The organism is Neobacillus pocheonensis (assembly GCF_050477905.1).
GTDB lineage: Bacteria > Bacillota > Bacilli > Bacillales > Cytobacillaceae > Neobacillus > Neobacillus pocheonensis_A.
Map to the genome: position 1 here is coordinate 99,470 of NZ_JBCNAD010000020.1, position 18,560 is coordinate 118,029.

The 18,560-nt window shown below is 40.6% G+C and carries 21 protein-coding genes; 20 read left to right on the forward strand and 1 reads right to left on the reverse strand.

Translation table 11 applies throughout. The features are described 5' to 3' along the window. Nucleotides 1-153: 153 nt before the first annotated feature. A complete protein-coding gene (locus ABES02_RS10575; protein ID WP_430133986.1) occupies nucleotides 154-759 on the reverse strand; it encodes a TetR/AcrR family transcriptional regulator in 606 nt (201 codons plus the stop codon). Between the two features lie 298 nt (nucleotides 760-1,057). On the opposite strand from ABES02_RS10575, the gene ABES02_RS10580 reads away from it, so the two are divergent. The 20 genes from ABES02_RS10580 to cydS all read left to right on the forward strand — a co-directional run bounded on the left by ABES02_RS10580 (nucleotide 1,058) and on the right by cydS (nucleotide 18,545). Then, nucleotides 1,058-1,708, forward strand: coding sequence for a GntR family transcriptional regulator (locus tag ABES02_RS10580; protein WP_430133989.1), 651 nt, complete (start codon nucleotides 1,058-1,060; stop codon nucleotides 1,706-1,708). 13 nt (nucleotides 1,709-1,721) lie between these two features. After that, nucleotides 1,722-3,026: an MFS transporter gene (locus ABES02_RS10585; protein ID WP_430133991.1), complete on the forward strand. Its 1,305-nt coding sequence runs from the start codon at nucleotides 1,722-1,724 to the stop codon at nucleotides 3,024-3,026. 113 nt (nucleotides 3,027-3,139) lie between these two features. Beyond that, the gene (locus tag ABES02_RS10590; RefSeq protein ID WP_430133993.1) at nucleotides 3,140-4,339 is read left to right on the forward strand and encodes a CaiB/BaiF CoA transferase family protein; all 1,200 of its coding nucleotides are present in this window, start codon (nucleotides 3,140-3,142) and stop codon (nucleotides 4,337-4,339) included. A 17-nt stretch (nucleotides 4,340-4,356) separates the two neighbouring features. After that, nucleotides 4,357-5,631: a 3-isopropylmalate dehydratase large subunit gene (locus ABES02_RS10595; protein ID WP_430133996.1), complete on the forward strand. Its 1,275-nt coding sequence runs from the start codon at nucleotides 4,357-4,359 to the stop codon at nucleotides 5,629-5,631. Next, on the forward strand, nucleotides 5,632-6,129 hold the full coding sequence (locus tag ABES02_RS10600) for a 3-isopropylmalate dehydratase (protein ID WP_430133998.1): 498 nt from the start codon (nucleotides 5,632-5,634) through the stop codon (nucleotides 6,127-6,129). 20 nt (nucleotides 6,130-6,149) lie between these two features. Further along, entirely contained in the window at nucleotides 6,150-7,052 is a 903-nt protein-coding gene (locus ABES02_RS10605) for a hydroxymethylglutaryl-CoA lyase (RefSeq protein WP_430134001.1), read from the forward strand. Nucleotides 7,053-7,077: 25 nt separating this feature from the next. Further along, nucleotides 7,078-7,833, forward strand: coding sequence for a maleate cis-trans isomerase family protein (locus ABES02_RS10610; RefSeq protein ID WP_430134003.1), 756 nt, complete (start codon nucleotides 7,078-7,080; stop codon nucleotides 7,831-7,833). A 100-nt stretch (nucleotides 7,834-7,933) separates the two neighbouring features. Next, the gene (locus ABES02_RS10615; protein ID WP_430134006.1) at nucleotides 7,934-9,025 is read left to right on the forward strand and encodes a tartrate dehydrogenase; all 1,092 of its coding nucleotides are present in this window, start codon (nucleotides 7,934-7,936) and stop codon (nucleotides 9,023-9,025) included. A 12-nt stretch (nucleotides 9,026-9,037) separates the two neighbouring features. After that, a complete protein-coding gene (locus ABES02_RS10620; protein WP_430134009.1) occupies nucleotides 9,038-9,649 on the forward strand; it encodes a flavin reductase family protein in 612 nt (203 codons plus the stop codon). A 138-nt stretch (nucleotides 9,650-9,787) separates the two neighbouring features. Further along, on the forward strand, nucleotides 9,788-10,387 hold the full coding sequence (locus tag ABES02_RS10625; RefSeq protein WP_430134012.1) for a putative ABC transporter permease: 600 nt from the start codon (nucleotides 9,788-9,790) through the stop codon (nucleotides 10,385-10,387). A gap of 116 nt (nucleotides 10,388-10,503) precedes the next feature. Next, complete coding sequence (locus tag ABES02_RS10630) at nucleotides 10,504-11,202, forward strand: response regulator transcription factor (protein ID WP_430134015.1); 699 nt, start codon at nucleotides 10,504-10,506, stop codon at nucleotides 11,200-11,202. 4 nt (nucleotides 11,203-11,206) lie between these two features. Then, the gene (locus ABES02_RS10635; protein ID WP_430134018.1) at nucleotides 11,207-12,604 is read left to right on the forward strand and encodes a sensor histidine kinase; all 1,398 of its coding nucleotides are present in this window, start codon (nucleotides 11,207-11,209) and stop codon (nucleotides 12,602-12,604) included. Next, entirely contained in the window at nucleotides 12,582-13,286 is a 705-nt protein-coding gene (locus ABES02_RS10640) for a polysaccharide deacetylase family protein (RefSeq protein ID WP_430134021.1), read from the forward strand. The genes ABES02_RS10635 and ABES02_RS10640 overlap by 23 nt, the downstream gene beginning before the upstream one ends. A 9-nt stretch (nucleotides 13,287-13,295) precedes the next feature. Then, nucleotides 13,296-13,886: a DedA family protein gene (locus ABES02_RS10645; protein ID WP_430134024.1), complete on the forward strand. Its 591-nt coding sequence runs from the start codon at nucleotides 13,296-13,298 to the stop codon at nucleotides 13,884-13,886. Between the two features lie 174 nt (nucleotides 13,887-14,060). Continuing rightward, a complete protein-coding gene (locus ABES02_RS10650) occupies nucleotides 14,061-15,236 on the forward strand; it encodes an MGDG synthase family glycosyltransferase (RefSeq protein ID WP_430134027.1) in 1,176 nt (391 codons plus the stop codon). Nucleotides 15,237-15,262: 26 nt separating this feature from the next. Then, nucleotides 15,263-15,853, forward strand: coding sequence for an undecaprenyl-diphosphatase (locus tag ABES02_RS10655; protein WP_430134030.1), 591 nt, complete (start codon nucleotides 15,263-15,265; stop codon nucleotides 15,851-15,853). After that, nucleotides 15,810-16,043: a hypothetical protein gene (locus tag ABES02_RS10660; RefSeq protein ID WP_430134033.1), complete on the forward strand. Its 234-nt coding sequence runs from the start codon at nucleotides 15,810-15,812 to the stop codon at nucleotides 16,041-16,043. Before ABES02_RS10655 ends, ABES02_RS10660 begins: the two co-directional genes overlap by 44 nt. Before the next feature lie 16 nt (nucleotides 16,044-16,059). Further along, nucleotides 16,060-17,406, forward strand: coding sequence for a cytochrome ubiquinol oxidase subunit I (locus ABES02_RS10665; protein ID WP_430134036.1), 1,347 nt, complete (start codon nucleotides 16,060-16,062; stop codon nucleotides 17,404-17,406). Then, on the forward strand, nucleotides 17,403-18,428 hold the full coding sequence (locus ABES02_RS10670; RefSeq protein WP_430134039.1) for a cytochrome d ubiquinol oxidase subunit II: 1,026 nt from the start codon (nucleotides 17,403-17,405) through the stop codon (nucleotides 18,426-18,428). Before ABES02_RS10665 ends, ABES02_RS10670 begins: the two co-directional genes overlap by 4 nt. 15 nt (nucleotides 18,429-18,443) lie before the next feature. Further along, the gene (gene cydS, locus ABES02_RS10675; protein ID WP_430134042.1) at nucleotides 18,444-18,545 is read left to right on the forward strand and encodes a cytochrome bd oxidase small subunit CydS; all 102 of its coding nucleotides are present in this window, start codon (nucleotides 18,444-18,446) and stop codon (nucleotides 18,543-18,545) included. Nucleotides 18,546-18,560: the final 15 nt, after the last annotated feature.

Consider the following 18,560-nt stretch of genomic DNA (forward strand, 5'->3'; position numbering starts at 1 on the left):
CTTTATGGATAGGTAGGAAGTTGTTTTGTCAGCTCCATTCTTAACATTTAACCTTTCAAAAAAAAATCGAAAAGACATCCCAAATTAACAGGTAGATAATCAGTTTGTTTCCTTTTTTAAACAATGATCAGGCAGTGATATTCACTGCTTTGATCATTGTTTAAGCCTTGCCACATGTCCAGGTCCAAGTAAAGTCATCTTTGCTAAAATTAATGTCATTTCCCGTGGTGATTTTTCCATCCCGCTTTGCAGCCAATGCTGGATTACCCCAAGGTGGGCAGAGCTAACATAAGAAATAAAGAAATCTAATGGAACGAGCATCTCTTCAATTTTTATATCTTCCGCTAATTTCTTGATAAAGGTTTTTTTTATTAATTCCACCATTTTTACCTGAAAGGCCGCGTCTCCCTTTGGTCCTAATATGACCTTCATGAAACTCGCATTTTCTTGGAAGTATTCAAACAGCTTTAAAATAATCGGGAATGGTTCATCTTGGCTGGTATATCTCACCGCCTCTATTGGCTTGAATTCAGTTATAAGCATTTGTATCCCATTAATAATCTCCGCTTCACTTTGCTCTAATAAATCGTATTTATCCTGGTAATGCAAATAAAAGGTGCCGCGGTTAATCCCGGCTTTTTCCGTTAAATCCCGGACCGTCACCCCTTCAAAGCCTTTTTCCTCCATTAGCTCGGTAAGGGCATCCCGGATCACCCGTTTTGTTCGAAGAACCCGCCGATCTTCAGAACGTTCTGACATATTTTCTTCCCTCCTAGCAAATTAAATGCTTTACACGATAGACACATTATAATAAACATTCTGAAAGGTAACCAACACTATGTTTATTAAGATGGAGAATCTTATCTGAACTCAAAGAAAACAACCGTTGAGTTTCTATCTTTTATGTCAAAAAACTTCAAATCTTTTATGAAAGTTCAGAAAATAATCGAAATTTGGAATGTTGACTGTTGACTGTCGACAGAAAATAGATTATATTAAAATCACAACATGAAAACGCTTGCTAGATTCTGAATATTAAAGAAAGGAGTGGTTTTCAGTGTTATCAATCGTAAAAACCGAGCCATTGCATGCTCAAATGTATCAATTAATAAAAAAACGTTTAATAGATGGATACTATAATCCGGGTGAAAGATTAGTAGAAGTAAGGCTTGCCGAAGAATTTGGCGTTAGCCGGGCACCTGTGCGTGAAGCGCTAAGAATGCTTGTTCAAGATGAACTGCTTGTACAAAAGGGCAGTGCAATGCATGTGTTTGAGCCTACTTTACGTGACATGATCGATATTTATCAATGCAGGCAGCGCATGGAAGCGCTTGCGGCTAAGTTGGCCGCAGTCAATATTAACCTAGAACAATTGGAATTATTGGAAAAAATTATAGAAGAAACATATGAAGTTTGGATCAAAAAAGACATGAAACGAGTGGTGGAATTAAACATTCAATTTCACGAAATTATTCTCGATGCATCAGGAAATCGTCAGCTTATTTCGTTAACGAATATGATTCGGGATAAGGTTACCTATCTTCGGAATTGCAGTTTTAAAGGAAGCGTTCGTGATGGGAGTTATATAGGGGAGCATGAACGCATCTTTGCAGCAATTAAAGAACGGAATGGGGATAAAGCGGAAAAGGAAATGCACGGTCACATCGAGCAGGATTTACTCGCACTTGTATCACTTTATAAAACATAGGGGGTATAACAATATGGCAATGCCACAAAAGGTTCTGACAGCAAATCAACCAGCTGTATCACAAAAAGGTGCTTATCATACTCTTATTGGTTCTTGGCTTGGATGGCTTTTCGATGCTTTAGATGCGGGGATCTTCGGATTCGTTATCCTTGCGATTGCAGCTTCTTTTAAAGTAGAAATTAGTGCAGTTGTTTCAACCGTAGCTTGGTTCCTACTTGCTACCGGTATTGGCGGATATTTTTTAGGGAACATTTCCGATCGTATTGGCAGAAAAAAGACTCTCGTCATTTCGGTTCTAGCCTATGGTATTGGAACATTGTTGTGTGGGTTCGCTAATAGTGTAATAGAATTAAATATTTACCGCTTTATAGTAGGTGTTGCCGTAGGTGGACTATGGTCAGCGGCAGCTGCCTTGATTTCAGAGGTTTGGAAGCCGGAAAAACGGGCAAAAGCGATTGCCTTCATGCAAACCGGCTGGGCAGGCGGTAACCTTTTAGCAGCCATCTTTGCCTGGTCGATTTTAAATCCAACAGATCCGGAATCCTGGAGAAGTCTTTTTATGATTGCCAGTATTCCTGCATTTGCCACTGTTCTTTACATTGTTTTATTTGTAAAAGAGTCGCCAGTTTGGCTTGCTAACCGTGACTTCATTAAGAAGAATGCAAAAAAAGCCAGCATCAGCACGATTTTTAAACCAGAATTTTTAAAAGTTACAATTCTCGCGCTGCTTGTATCGGTCCTTGGAATGTTAGGATATTGGATTATCTTTACATTCGTACCAACCTATCTTCAAAAAGTACTTGGCATTCGAATTGACCAGGCACCAGTGTTCCTTATTTGGACAGGCATTGGTGCAATGGTCGGATACATCGTATACGGCTATCTTGCTGATAAAATCGGCCGCAGATTTTCATTTATGGTCTTTTTCCTAGGTATGACGGTTATTGTTCCTATTTTCACCTATGTTTCAAGCCATATGCCATTGACAGACGGCAAACTTTTACTAAATGGATCCAATGTTTTTATATTAGGTATTATTTCTTCCTTACTAGGCTTCTTTACAGGCTATTTCAGCGGTTTCGGTGCATGGTATTCGGAATTATTCCCGACAAGTATCCGTGCGACAGCTGCAGGATTTTGCTTTAACTTCGGACGTGTCGGTGCGATTGCCGGAATCCTGATTGTACCTGTACTTCTTGCATCAGGATTTACGTATCCGGTCGTCATTACCCTTGCAGCCGTTTCATATTTTATTGCAGCCTTCCTTGTTTTAGCGATACCAGAAACAAAAGGTGTAGAGCTGACAAGCGGAAATTAATTGAAAAAATCATGACAGAATTACTTCTCTTTTCCCGCAATTTATAGGAAAAGAGAAGTTTATTCTATTTAATCCCGTATACAAAAAATGAAAAAAATTAGGAGATGAACAGGATGGGGAAAAAAGCACTCGAAGGATTAAAGGTGTTGGAAATGGGCCAACTGATTGCAGGGCCATTTGCATCAAGATTATTGGCCGAATTTGGCGCTGAGGTCATTAAGGTGGAATCCCCTGCCACAGGCGATGCGATTCGCTCATGGCGTGTTGTCGAAAACGGGACAAGCCTTTGGTGGTATGTCCAATCAAGAAATAAAAAATCTATCACCATTGACCTTAGACAAACAGAAGGACAGGATTTGATAAGAAATCTTGTTAAAGAAATCGATATCTTAATAGAAAACTTTCGACCAGGAACTATGGAAAAATGGGGGCTAAGTTATGAAGAGTTAAAGGAAATTAACCCTCTCCTCATTATGATTCGAGTTTCTGGATATGGACAGGATGGACCTTATAAGGATAAACCTGGTTTTGGTTCAATTGGGGAAGCAATGGGAGGTCTTCGCTATATTACAGGATATCCAGACCGTCCGCCAACAAGAGTAGGAATTAGTATCGGAGACTCTTTATCTGCACTTTATTCGGTCATCGGTGCGTTGATGGCTGTCTATCATCGTGATGTAAATGGAACAGGGGAGGGACAGGTAATCGATGTTGCCCTTTATGAATCTGTATTTAGTTTGATGGAAAGCATGGTTCCAGAGTTTGATCGGGCCGGATTAGTTCGTGAAAGAACAGGCAGTACCCTTCCTGGAATTACACCATCCAACACTTATATGTGTGCCGACGGTAAATACGTGGTCATTGGTGCCAATGGGGATGCCATTTTTAAGCGATTAATGTACGCGATGGGACGAGAGGATGTAGCGGAAGATCTGCAATTTGAAAATAACGCAAAGCGTTCTGAGCACGCTGAATACTTAGATGGTCTTATTGAAGGATGGACAAAGAGTCTTCCATTCCTAGAGGTAATGGAATATTTGGATAAAGCAAAGGTGCCGGCAGGATCTATTTATTCGGTGGAAGATATTATGCATGACCCGCATTATCAAGCAAGAAAAATGATTCAAGAAGTAGCGGTGGAAGGGTTAGGCATGCTGAAGATGCCAGGAATCGTTCCAAAGATGAGTGCAACCCCTGGAGGGATTGAATGGGCAGGTCCAAAATTGGGCCAGCATACAGAAGATGTATTGGAAGAGAAACTCCGCCTAACCGATGAGAAAATTAGGGATTTGAAAGAAAAAGGAATTATTTAGGGGAGGAGTGTTGTTTGATGGGAATGACTATGTCAGAAAAGATTCTTGCAAAGGCCTCTAGGCAGTCCAGTGTGAAGGCAGGTGATATTGTTTGGGTAAAAGTGGATATTGCTCTTATGCATGATCTGCTGGGACCTTGGCTCGTAGATGGCGGCTTTAAACGCCTAGGCGGGAAACTGTTTAATAAAGAAAAAGTAGTGGTCGTTTCCGATCACTGTACACCGCCCGCAACGGTTCAGCAGGCAGATATCTTAAAATTCACACGCGACTGGGCCCGGGAGCAGAACCTTTCCTACTATTATGAGTTTGAAGGACCGTGTCATCAAGTGATTGCCGAGCATGGGCATGTTCGTCCGGGCAGGCTGATTTTAGGTACGGATTCTCACACTTGTATGGCAGGGGGACTTGGTGCATTTGCTACTGGGATTGGGTCTACCGAAATGATTGGTGTCCTTTTGACCGGTGAAACATGGTTAAAGGTTCCTGAAACGATTAAAGTTATTTGGGATGGCGAGCTGCCGGAGGGTGTGTTTGCTAAGGATATGGTTCTCAAAACGATTAAGGATCTAGGCCATGCCGGTGCTACTTATCAGGCGCTGGAGTTTTCCGGCAGTGCAATTCGAAATTTATCGATTGATGAACGCCTTGTGTTGTCCAATATGGCCGTTGAAGCTGGAGCAAAAACAGGGTTGATCGAACCGGATGAAAAAGTCGTAGAATATTTGCAGTCCAAGGGTGTAACCGAAGATATTGAGATGCTGGCAAGTGATGAGGATGCCAACTATACTCGAATTCTCCGCTATAATGCGTCAGAATTACAACCGCAGGTAGCCTGCCCGCATGAGGTGGATAATGTTCATCCTGTAGGCAGTGTGGAAGGGAAACCTGTTGATCAAGTTTATTTAGGATCCTGTACAAATGGCCGGATAAGTGATCTTAGAATTGCCGCCCAAATTTTAAAAGGAAAGAAAATTGCCAAAAACATTCGCTGTTTAGTGGTACCTGCTTCCCAGCATATTTGGATGCAGGCTAATAAAGAAGGTCTTTTGGAAATTCTGACCGAGGCAGGCTGTATCGTGAATATGCCATCCTGCGGGGCTTGTGGCGGATTTACCAGCGGCGTTATCGGTGCAGGTGAAGTGGTCATGTCGTCCTCGAACCGGAATTTTAGAGGGCGAATGGGAAGTCCAAAGGGTGAGGTTTATTTAGGCTCCCCTGCCACAGTAGCAGCCACAGCACTCGAAGGAAAAATAACAGACCCCCGAAAATACCTTTTGCAGGGAGTGATGTAAATGTCGTTCATTATCAGAGGACGGGTGTGGAAATACGGAAACAACATTAATACAGATATTATTTCTCCTGGCCAATATATGAGTCTGCCGATCGAAAAACAAGCAGAGCATGCGATGGAAGCGATTGATCCCACTTTCCATCAAAAGGTGCAGCCAGGTGATATTATCGTCGCCGGGGACAATTTTGGGTCGGGTTCCAGCCGGGAAACGGCGCAAATGGTTCTGAAGCATCATCAGATTGGAGCCATTGTGGCAAACTCTTTTGCCCGAATCTTTTACCGAAACTCCATTAATGTTGGCCTGCCCGTAGTAGAGATGGCGGATACTTCCTTGATTCAGGAAGGCGATGAAGTCGAGATCGATCTCTTGGCGGGAAAAATCATTAATCATACACAAGAAAAAGAGTACGCCGGAACGAAATTGCCGGAGCATTTAATTGAAATGGTGAAACTTGGGGGACTAGAACCCTATTTAGCTAAAAAACTAGGAATTTCCTAAACTCGAAAGGAGGTCATCCTATGAACCTTCCGGAAAAGGTAGAAATTATTGAAGTTGGGCCTAGGGACGGTATTCAGAATGAGTCCAATTTTATCCCGACTAAAAATAAAATTCAGCTCATAAATGCATTGAACAAAACAGGAATTAAAAGAATGGAAGCCACTTCTTTTGTCCATCCGAAATATGTACCTCAAATGAAGGACGCGAAGGAAGTGCTAGATGGAATCGAACGAAAGCCATCCATTCAATACATGGCGCTGATTCCTAATGAAAAGGGTTATGAACGGGCCGTCGAAAGCGGAATCAATGCCCTTTCGCTTGTCGTAGGTGCGAGTGACAGCTTTAATTTGAAAAATGTAAAAATGACCCGTGAGCAATCGATGGAAAGTTTCACGACGGTTATCGAAAAAGCAAGGGCCAACGATATTTTTATCCGCTATAATATTGCGACTTCTTTTTGGTGTCCGTTTGATGGAGAAGTAGATTCCAAACTGGTTCTTGAAATGGTGGAAAGAATCGATCTGCTTGGCGTAGATGAAATTGTCTTATGCGATACAATTGGAAGAGCGAATCCTAAGCAGGTATTTCAATTGTTTGAGGAAGCTAATTCTTTAAACACCAAAGCGATGATTACGGCTCATTTCCATGACACGTATGGAATGGCCATGTCCAATGTGATGGCAGCCTTGCAAGCTGGTGTGTGTCGCTTTGATGCTTCAATCGGCGGATTGGGTGGATGTCCGTTTGCTCCAGGTGCAGCTGGAAATGCAGCAACTGAGGATATTGTTTTCATGATGCATGAAATGGGGATTGAGACTGGAATTGATCTGCAGCAGCTTCTAGCTTGTGTAGAACTAGTCAAGCCGTTTACGAATCGGGATTTAACAGGCCATTTTCACAAAATAAAAGCATGCAATAGCTAATTCAACTAATGGAGGTACTACTACTATGACAAAAAATTATCGTGTAGGTTTAATTGTCCCAAGTTCAAATACAACTATGGAAACAGAAATTCCCGCCATGCTTCATGCAAGACAAAAGCTATTTAACGAGGAATCCTTTACTTTTCACTCCGCTAGAATGCGGATGATGCATGTTAATCCGGAAGAATTAAAAAAGATGGACGTAGAGAGTGACCGCTGTGCATTAGAATTATCTGATGCCCGGTGCGACGTATTAGCGTATGCTTGTTTAGTTGCTATAATGTGCCAGGGTCCTGGATACCACCAAATCTCAGAAGAGCGTTTAGGAAATGCAACTGCTGAAAATGGCGCACCTACTCCAATCGTTAGCAGTGCTGGTGCTTTAATCGAAGGAATTCAAACCATCGGTGCAAAAAAGGTATCGATAATTACTCCATATATGAAGCCATTAACCAATATGGTTATTGAATATTTAAACGCAGCAGGAATTGAAGTCATTGACTCTATCAGTCTTGAAGTTGCAGATAACCTAGAAGTTGGCAGACTTGATCCTATGAACTTAATCGGACATGCTGATCGCCTGAATATACAAGGCGCTGATGCAGTCGTATTATCTGCCTGTGTACAAATGCCTTCCCTGCCTGCCATTCAAACAGTTCAGGATCGTTTAGGAATTCCTGTTTTATCTGCTGCATCATCTACTGTCTATAAAATCCTAAAAGGGTTAGATTTAAAAGCAGAAGTTCCAAATGCTGGACACTTATTATCTGGTAAATTTTAATAAAAGTAGGGTATGTTAGAAAGGAGGATGGCAAAATGTGGGCCATCCTCTCTTTCATACATAAGTGAGAAAAAACTATTGCGGTTAGGAGAAAAGTGAATTGGAAAATAAATATAAAATTGCTGTCATTGCTGGAGATGGGATTGGACCGGAAGTATTAGAAGAAGGAATAAAAGTGCTAAAAAAGGTGGCAGAATTAGATGGATCCTTTGAGTTCGAGTTTACTCATTTTCCATGGGGCTGTGAATATTACGCGAAGCATGGAAAAATGATGGATGAGGATGGACTGGAACAGTTGAAAGCCTTTGATGCTATTTATCTTGGTGCTGTTGGTTATCCTGGGGTACCAGATCATATTTCTTTATGGGATCTTTTGTTGAAAATCCGCAAAGGTTTCGATCAATATGTAAATCTCCGTCCTATTAAATTATTAAAAGGAGCACCATGTCCGCTAAAGGACGTAACTAGAGAACAGGTTGATATGCTAGTTATTCGTGAAAATAGTGAAGGGGAATATGCTGGAGCAGGTGATTGGCTATTCAAAGGACAGCCGCATGAAGTGGTCTTGCAAACAGGCGTTTTTTCAAGGGTTGGTGTAGAAAGAATTATCCGCTATGCGTTTGAAGAGGCTAGAAAACAAGCAAAGTCACTTACTAGTATCAGCAAGGGAAATGCGTTAAATTATTCAATGGTTTTTTGGGATCAAGTATTTGAAGAAGTGGCAAAAGAATATCCTGATGTTCAAACATATTCTTACTTGGTTGACGCTGCAGCGATGTTTTTTGTGAAACAGCCATGGCGCTTTGAAATTGTGGTCACCTCCAATTTATTTGGTGATATTATTACCGATCTAGGGGCTGCTATTGCTGGTGGTCTGGGACTTGCTGCCGGTGCCAATATCAACCCTACACGTGAATATCCATCTATGTTTGAGCCCATACATGGATCGGCACCAGACATTGCTGGTCAAAATATTGCGAATCCCCTGGCGGCAATTTGGTCAGCAAGTCAAATATTAGATTTCTTTGGTCATGAAAACTGGGGGATAGAGGTCTTGAATTCTATCGAACAGATAATGGTTGAAGGGAAAGTTTTAACTCCTGATATGGGCGGCAGGAGTACAACAAAAGAAGTTGGCGAAGCTGTAGCAAGGAATATTCGTAGTTATCAAATTGAGAAAATAAACGGATAGGAGGCGAGCTGGATGCTTTCCATTGATCCAAACACCTTGCCTGCAAAGGAGAACTATAAATTTTTAATTGGCAGTATTATCCCGAGACCAATTGCCTTCGTTACTTCCATATCAGAAGAGGGAGTTTTAAACGGGGCGCCATTTAGTTACTTTAATATCGTTTCGGCAAACCCCCCGCTCCTTTCGATTTCCATCCAAAGAAACGGGGGAAATAGAAAGGATACAGCAAGAAACATCATTCAAAATGGGGAGTTTGTCGTTCATATTACGGATGAAAATAATGTGGAAAAAATAAATATTACAGCTGCAACCTTGCCAGCGAATGAAAGTGAAATCGAACTGGCAGGATTAACTCCATTATCTAGTAAAAAAATATCTGTTCCAGGAATTAAGGAAGCTAAAGTCCGTTTTGAATGTATTTTGGAACATTATTTAGAACTGGGCGGAAATGATAGTGAGCCTGTATGTGACTTCATCATTGGACGAATCGTTCAGTATTATATCGAGCCGGAATTGTATGAAAAAGGCAGAATTAATCGAGAAAAATTGGGTGCTGTCAGCAGGCTGGCGGGCGATGATTATGCAAAAATTGGAGAGGTATTTACTATTAAAAGGCCAAGATAGTACAAATGGAGCGGATGAAAGCATGGTACTAAGCAAATAGATTGTGTACCAGGCACATTGTTTTTTCTTAGAATATTTGGCAGGATAACGGTTAAACCTAAAGTGGGAATTTTCGTATCCATGAAAGGTGGTTTAGCCATGATTATTAGCTTGTTGAACGGTTTCGAATTTCAACATCCAAATATTCTTAATATGGAAGGAGCGGCAGCCGTATTATTTTATTTTACGGTATACTCATTTCTAGGCTGGCTGCTGGAAAACAGTTATAGCTTCTTCACCAAAAAAGAATTTTTTAAGCCGAATTTTTTATTCGGTCCATTTAAACCAATGTACGGCTTTGCCCCGGTACTCTTGGTTTATCTTACTTCGCCTGACACCCACTTGGTGATTGTGCTTTTACTATGCTTGTTCATTCCTACCATAGTTGAGTATGTGACCGGGGCGATGCTTCTGAAATTGTTCCAGTGGAAGTGGTGGGATTACTCAGAGACCTCGATGCAGCTGCATGGTCATATTTGTCTGCCCTTCTCAACATGCTGGATGGTGTTGTCGTTCCTTTGCTTAAAATGGGTTCATCCCATGATCGCTTCTATGTATGAGGGGATTGAACTTTACTGGGCATGGATTTGGGGCGCAGTCGGACTCTACTTCCTTGCTGATCTCGCATTAGCAATTAGAAAACATTCCTTACATGACTTGGATAGGGTGCCTGACACCCTCAAAACTCCTTCTGATTAAAAGAAGGAGTTTCTTTAATTTAGATTAAATTTCAATGAAAAAAAGAAATATAAGAAAAAAAGGTGCTAAATTGTAAGGGAGTTGTATGAAGAAAATCATCAAAAAGGATGGATTCTATGAAACAGCGTATTTTGGTTGTTGAGGATGAAAAGCAAATCGCCAAAATCTTAAAGATTGAACTCGAATATGAGGATTATGAAGTAGCCGTTGCCTACGATGGGAAGTCCGGATTGCAAGCTGCCCTGAACGATAAATTAGATCTAATTTTATTAGATGTTATGCTGCCAGAAATGAATGGCATTGAAGTGTTAAGAAGAATTCGCAAAGAAAATCCTTTACTTCCTGTCATTTTATTAACTGCCCGGAATATGACCATGGATAAAGTAGCAGGGCTCGATAAAGGAGCAAACGATTATATTACCAAGCCGTTTGAAATCGAGGAATTATTGGCACGAGTCCGGGCTTGTCTTCGCCAGAATTCCCTGGCTGCCCAATCTTCACAACCGGAAAATCCCTTGTTAGTTTTTAAAGATGTAACCGTCAATCTTGATACAAGAGAGGTCACTAGGGGTGACAAATTCATTACGTTAACTCCAAAGGAATTCGATTTACTCGTCTATTTACTCTCCAATAAAAATAAGGTCGTGACAAGGGAAAATATCTTATTCAACGTATGGGAGTATGAATATGAAGGAGAAACCAATGTCATTGATGTTTTTATCAGACATTTAAGAAAGAAAATAGAAGAAGGTTTTCCGGGTCCAACGATTATCCAGACAGTAAGGGGAATTGGTTACACCATAAGGGAGAATTGAGCCTATGAAAATTACCACGAAAATCAATCTGATGACAACCGCTTGGATTCTGTGTGTATTACTTGCAGTAAATGCGGTTGTCTTTTTTTCTTTTATGAAAATTACTGTCAACATGGAGAATGTTGAATTACTTCAAAAGGCAGATAATGTGATCAGGGAAATGAAAATGGCAGATTCCCCTTTAAAGATAAAAGAAATTTTCACTCCTTATTTAACGAATCATAATTTTATAAGGACTGTACAGTCAAACTCTAAAATTACTGACCAAGCAACGAATGATCAGTTTTTGGCTGCCAAAATAAAACCGAAATACGTCCATAAAAAAGAAACTGAAAGAAGAACGATTAGACGAAATGATAAAGAAGAACAAATATTAATTGTTAGAGTTCCGGACTCATCAGGTGCTATAACCCTTGAAGTTGCGGAAAAATTATCGGGACTAGAATTAGCGAAGGACGTTCTATTATCGATTTTGGCCTTTTGCACCATTTTTGGTGCGTTATTGGCGCTACTTGGAGGCAGATGGCTTTCGAATCTGATTATGAGACCCATCACCAATATGATTAACACCATGGAGGATATCGAACAAAGCGGCATCCCGAAAAAAATCATCATCCAACACGAAACAAAGGATGAACTACAAAAAATGGCTGTCACGTTTAATCGAATGATTGGCAGATTGGAGACTAATCTAGAGAAACAACGGCAATTTATTTCTGATGCTTCACATGAATTAAAAACTCCGCTCACCGTTATAAAAAGCTATGCAGATTTATTGTTAAGACGCGGATTGCAAAACGAAGAAGTCGCCCATGATGCGATTGAATCGATTCATTCGGAAGCAACGAGAATTCAAAAAATGACGGAAAGGTTCCTCGATTTAGCCGATACGGAATCAGGTGACCTTTTAGAAATAAAATTAATTCATTTAGTCTCTTTTTGCGAAAATATCTTTAAACAGCTGAAAAGTGCTTATAAGCGCGAAATTAGCCTTCATTATCAGGATGCGTCCATTTCTGCAGCAGCAGATGAGCTTAAGCTTAAACAAGCCATAATTATATTAATAGATAATGCGATTAAATACAGCACGGATAAAATCGATGTGTATTTAGAAGGAAACGAGCAATATACCATTATTACCGTTAAAGATTACGGAATCGGTATATCTGAGTTTGAAATCGACAATATTTTTGAACGTTTTTACCGAGTGGACAAGGCTCGAAGCCGCGAGACAGGCGGAACAGGACTGGGGCTCGCGATTGCCAAAAATATTATGAAACAGCATCAAGGGGAAATTAAAGTGAAAAGTACCGAGGGTGTGGGTACGGAAGTAGGGTTATTTTTACCTAAATGGAAAGTGGGAAAGGAACTGTTTTTGAATGATCAAAATATTAATGATTAGTGTGATTCTATTATTCCTTCTGTTCCTTATTTACTCCATTTTGCCTACAGTCATTATTCGTATCTGCGGCTTAGGAATAACGAAAAGGGTGAAAACGGAGGCAATCGCATTAACATTTGATGATGGGCCTAATCCAATATATACGCCTCAATTGCTGGATCTTTTAAAAAAATACGGGGTGAAGGCAACCTTTTTTGTGGTGGGGAGTAAAGTGAAGACCTATCCTGACATCATTAAACGGATGAGCCAGGAGGGGCATACGATTGGGATCCATCATTATGAACATATTTCAAGTTGGGTACTCACTCCTTTCCATTTAAAAAAACAACTGCTGATGACAGAAAAGGCCATCAAGGAATGTACCAATGAAGAGGTAACCTTTTACCGGCCACCCTGGGGAAGCTTTAATTTATTCAGCCTTCTTTTAGGTGCGAAATATAAAGTCATCATGTGGTCCCACATTTTTGGAGATTGGAAGGCGGAAAAAGGTAAAAATGGTTTGACAGAGCAATTGCTAAAAGCAACAGAACCAGGATCTATTTTATTGCTGCACGACTGTGGGGAAACATTGGGTGCAGACCAAGAAGCTCCCTACTATATGCTTAAGGGTTTGGACATCTATTTACATGAAAACATCAAAAAGGGTCTCAAATTTACCACATTAAAAGACCTTCAACTTTAAGAGGATCCTATGAGCGTACAAACACTTGTTCATTATATTGAATTATATGGTTATTTTGTTATTTTTCTATTTTTATTCTTTGGTATTGTTGGGATTCCCGCTCCGGAAGAATCGCTGCTATTTTTAATTGGAGTACTTAGTGTTCACCATCAGCTAACATTGGGGTTGGCGATGTTGTCTTCCATTCTTGGAGCATTTGTGGGAATGCTGACAGCTTATCTTATTGGAAAATACGCAGGGTCTCCATTTATTAGAAAATACGGGAAGTACGTCGGGATTTCCGATGAGCGTTGGGAGAAAGTGAGTTATAACTATACAAAAAATGCTCGAAAAACGATCTTGTTTGGATTTTACTTGCCAGGTATCAGACAAATAAGTCCATATTTTTCAGGGATTACCAGAATTCCGTTTCGAAGGTTTTTCCTTTATTCTCTGTTGGGCACACTAATCTGGACCATTCCTTTTATTATGGGAGGTTATTTTGCTGGAAAGGTATTTCATATTAATCCAGCCTATGTACCTTATGTAGGAGTCGCACTCTTAATTCTTTTTTTCCTCTATGTTTTAGTTAAGTTTATTAAAAAGAAAAAATTCAATTAAAACAAAACCCGGAAAGACTTTTATACAGGTCACTTCTGGGTTTTTTATTTGTTCACAATCCTGTCTAAAAAAGCACTGAATGTAAGATTAAAAATCCATTAAAAACCGAGGATTTAAAGAAATGAGTGATACATTGATAGAGGAAGTTTTCTGGTAGAAAAGGAGATGGAATAAATGAAGAAGATTTTGTTTTTACCACTCTTACAAATGCAGTCAGGACATCATCAAGTTGCTGAGGCATTAATGGATATGCTAAAAGAGCAAACCGAAGGTATTATTTTAAAAAAAATTGACTTGTTAAGTTATACAAATAAATCTCTAGAAAAAGTGATTACAAATGGGTACCTAAAGTGGATTCGCTATGCACCCGAATCCTATAATCTTGCCTATAAAAGCTTTTTTTACCTACCGCCTGCAAAGCAGCAAAACTTTAAATGGTATCAACCACTCTTCATGAAGAAGTTGGAGCAGCTATTAGCAGAAGAAAAACCTGATTTACTGGTTTGTACCCATGGATTCCCATCCTACCTTCTTAGCAAATTAAAAATGAAGGGAAAATGCAATATCCCGATTATTAACGTCTATACGGATTTCTTTATTAATAATTTTTGGGGAAGAGATGGAATTGATGTCCATTTTCTGCCTAGCCAAGACGTTAAAGAAAAATTGATTAAGAAGTATAATATTCCAAACCAGCAGATGATTGTCACTGGCATTCCCGTTCATAAAGAGATTACCAGAAACAACCACATTCAAAGACAATCCAATCGGCGGCCTAAAGTATTAGTTGCAGGTGGAAATAGCGGTCTCGGGGGAATATTGAAGTTAGCAGATGAATTAAAAACCTCTAACCAGGTGGATTACTTCGTACTTTGTGGCAAAAATAAAAAACTTTATGATGAAATTCTTTCATGGGAAGCAGCTCATATTAAGCCACTGCCCTATCTTTCTTCCAGGGCAGACATGAACTGCCTATATGATGAGGTGGATGCGATCATGACAAAACCAGGCGGTGTCACGATCAGTGAAGCATTGCATAAAAGCCTGCCTATCTTTGTACATGCTTCCCTTCCAGGTCAGGAAGAAATCAATCTCCATTACTTAAAAGAACGAGAACTTGTTTTTGAGCTTGACCAGAATGATTCATTGGAACGACAATTATTAGATGTTTTGCTAGATAAGCAAAAAATGAATGAACTTGATTGGACCATCCAATCTTATCAGAAGGAAATCGAACTAGTGCAAGATGGAATCGTGAATATTTTTGAAACCATCTTGGGACAAAAAACGAAAAGTATGAAGCCGATAGTAGTAAGTCCATCTAATGTATTTCATATGGCTGGTGCCTAATAAAGTTAATTGTATGGAGGTTAGTGATGTTTCATTTAGACTATGGAACTTTTCAATTAATAAATCATCTTGCGATAAGTGAGCGATTTTTAAATCCGCTTATGATGTTTTTAGCCGAAAAAGCAGAGTATTTGTTCTTTGCTGGCATTATCTTATATTGGTTTTTACCTAAAGCAGAAAATCGAAAAATGGTGGCCGAGGCAATCCTGGCCGCATGTGTTGCACTTAGTATTAATGTCCTAATTGGCCATTTCTTTTATCGAGATCGGCCCTTTGTTTCGCATCATGTAAACTGGCTAATTCCCCATGCGAAAAATGCCTCGTTTCCAAGTGACCATGCAACAGCGGCATTCGTCATCGCTGTAGCGATATGGATTTGGAGAAAACGAGATGGATGGATGTGGCTGCTATTAGCTGCTGGCATTGCTCTTTCACGAGTTTGGACGGGTGTCCATTATCCTTTAGATGTGGTAGGTGGAATGGTCATTGGGGCAGGTTCGGCTTTTGTCATCCATTCTCTGTTAATTCGTTCAGAAAAAATAAACAAAGCTGTGAATGTGCTCATCGAGCTCTATGAAAAAATTGAAAATAGTCTTAGGAAAAAGTTATTTTCCTAGTTGTGAAGAAGAGCCCACAAGCGGTTCTTCTTTTTTTGTTAATTCTATTAATGTTGGAAAAGATAAGCAAAGAGAAATAAAAGGGGGATTTGTTATTTTTAAAAATCAAGAAAAAAGACTTAGCTGGCTGGCCTTTATTGTGGCTTTTATATTAGGCATATCAATAATAGGAAGGATTTTTTCAGGATAAGAAAGGAAATCGTGAAATGGGAAATGAAGACTCAGTTTTATTAAGCCGGATTCTTACAGAATTAACGTTATCATTTCATATCATCTACGCAACGATAGGTGTCGGAATTCCGCTGATGATTATGATTGCCCAGTGGGTCGGGATTAAAAAACAGGATGAACATTACATATTGTTAGCACGGCGCTGGACACGCGGCTTTGTGATTTCTGTGGCAGTTGGGGTTGTGACGGGAACCGCGATAGGGCTACAGCTCTCGCTGTTATGGCCGCATTTTATGGAACTGGCCGGTAATGTCATTGCTCTCCCTTTATTTTTGGAAACCTTTGCGTTTTTCTTTGAAGCAATATTTTTAGGCATTTACATCTATACATGGGACCGGTTTGAGAATCAGAAAAAACATCTTTTGCTGTTGATTCCCGTTGCCATCGGGGCCTCTTTTTCCGCGGTATTCATCACGATTGTGAATGCCTTTATGAATGCGCCTCAGGGATTTGATCTTATAGGGGGGCAGCTCGTGAATGTCAGTCCGCTCGTCGCGATGTTTAATCCGGCCATGCCAACGAAGGTGGCACATGTGCTAGTAACGGCTTATATGACCTCGGCGTTTGTGCTCGCGTCTATCGGGGCATTTCGATTGCTAAAGGGATCTGATCATTTATACCATAAAAAGGCGTTATTTTTAACGATGAAACTTGGGTTTGTTTTTTCGGTAGCATCAGCATTAATCGGCGATTTTTCCGGTAAGTATTTAGCCGAGTATCAGCCGGAAAAATTAGCGGCTGCCGAATGGCACTTCGAAACGGAAGAAGGAGCTCCGCTTATCTTGTTTGGGGTCCTTGTGAATGGGGACGTAAAATATGCAATAAAAATCCCGAAAGCATTAAGTATTTTAGCTCGTGACCTCCCACAGGCAAAAGTTATCGGGTTAGATCAGTTTCCTAAAGACGAGGTGCCCCCGCTTTATATCCATTATTTATTCGACGCTATGGTGACGATTGGAATGGCGTTGACCGGTTTATCCTTGATATATTTGCTGGGAACTTGGCTAAGCTGGTCATTTATTTTTTCAAATTGGTTCCACTCGCTTCTTGTAATTGGCGGTCCGTTGTCGGTTCTGGCGATTGAAACAGGCTGGTGGCTCGATGAAGTGGGGCGGCAGCCGTGGATTCTACGGGGGATTTTGCGGACAAAAGATGCCGCGACCGCGAGTGGACAAGTGGACCTCATGCTAATATTGTTCGCTGGCTTATATCTCGTGCTCGGGATTGGCAGTGTGGTTGTTTTGATGAGAATGTTCCGCAAAAATACGGTGGAACAGGAATTGGCTGACCGGGCTTCTTTGAAAGCAGGTGATACGGTATGACACTTGAAATCCTTGGAATTACAGTATTGGGGATGTTTCTCTTTGGGTATATTATCGTGGCTTCAATTGATTTTGGTGCTGGATTTTTCAATGCGTTTAGTACGGTCACTGGCAAGCAGCATATTTTGACCAAGGTCATTCAGCGCTATTTATCACCTGTTTGGGAAGTCACCAATGTCTTTTTAGTGTTTTTCTTCGTCGGAATGGTTGGCTTTTTTCCAAAAACCGCTTTTTATTACGGTTCCACTCTGCTCGTTCCAGCCAGCATTGCCATCGTCCTGCTGGCGATTCGCGGGGCTTATTATGCCTTCACGACCTACGGAGGGCTCAATCATAAGCGGTACACGATTTTGTATGGGCTGACCGGATTATTTATTCCCGCATCTTTATCGATTGTATTGACCATTTCAGAGGGCGGTTTTGTAAAGATGAACAAGGCAGGGCCGCAGCTTGATTATTGGGCGTTGTTTACGAGCCCGTTATCGTGGAGTATTGTGGTGCTCAGCCTGACTGCTGTGCTGTATATTTCAGCGGTATTTTTGACTTGGTATGCTCATAAGGCCAAGGACGAGGAGGCCACGAATCTGCTGCGAAAATATGCATTGATTTGGGCTGCACCAGCGATTATTACCGCGGCTGGCATTATTGTAGAAATGCGGACACATAATCCTGGGCATTACAAGGGCTTGATTGATTTTTGGTGGCTGTTCGCATTGTCAGTCGTTCTTTTTGCCGGTTCGGTTTATCTCATTTGGAAGCGGAGGTCCTATGGAGCGGCATTCTGGTTATTAATCGGGCAGTTTACCACCGCATTTTTGGCCTATGGAATTTCTCATTATCCTTATTTAATGTATCCGTATTTGACCATTTATGACAGCTTCACAAATGAATCAATGGCGATTGCTTTAGTTGTAGCGTTTGTGGCAGGACTCGGCTTACTCCTGCCTTCGCTGTATCTGCTTCTGAAATTGTTTCTGTTTAACAAAGAGTATGTCCAAGGGAAACGAGATGATCATGCCTGAGGAGGGGTTGGATGTATGATTGACTTTTTCATCTTTTATGCTCCATTTATCGTTGTAATTGCTGCAATAGCCACAGGTTTTTGGCTTGCTGGGAAAGATGCTGCAGTGAAAAGATAGTTTTTTGAAAAAGAA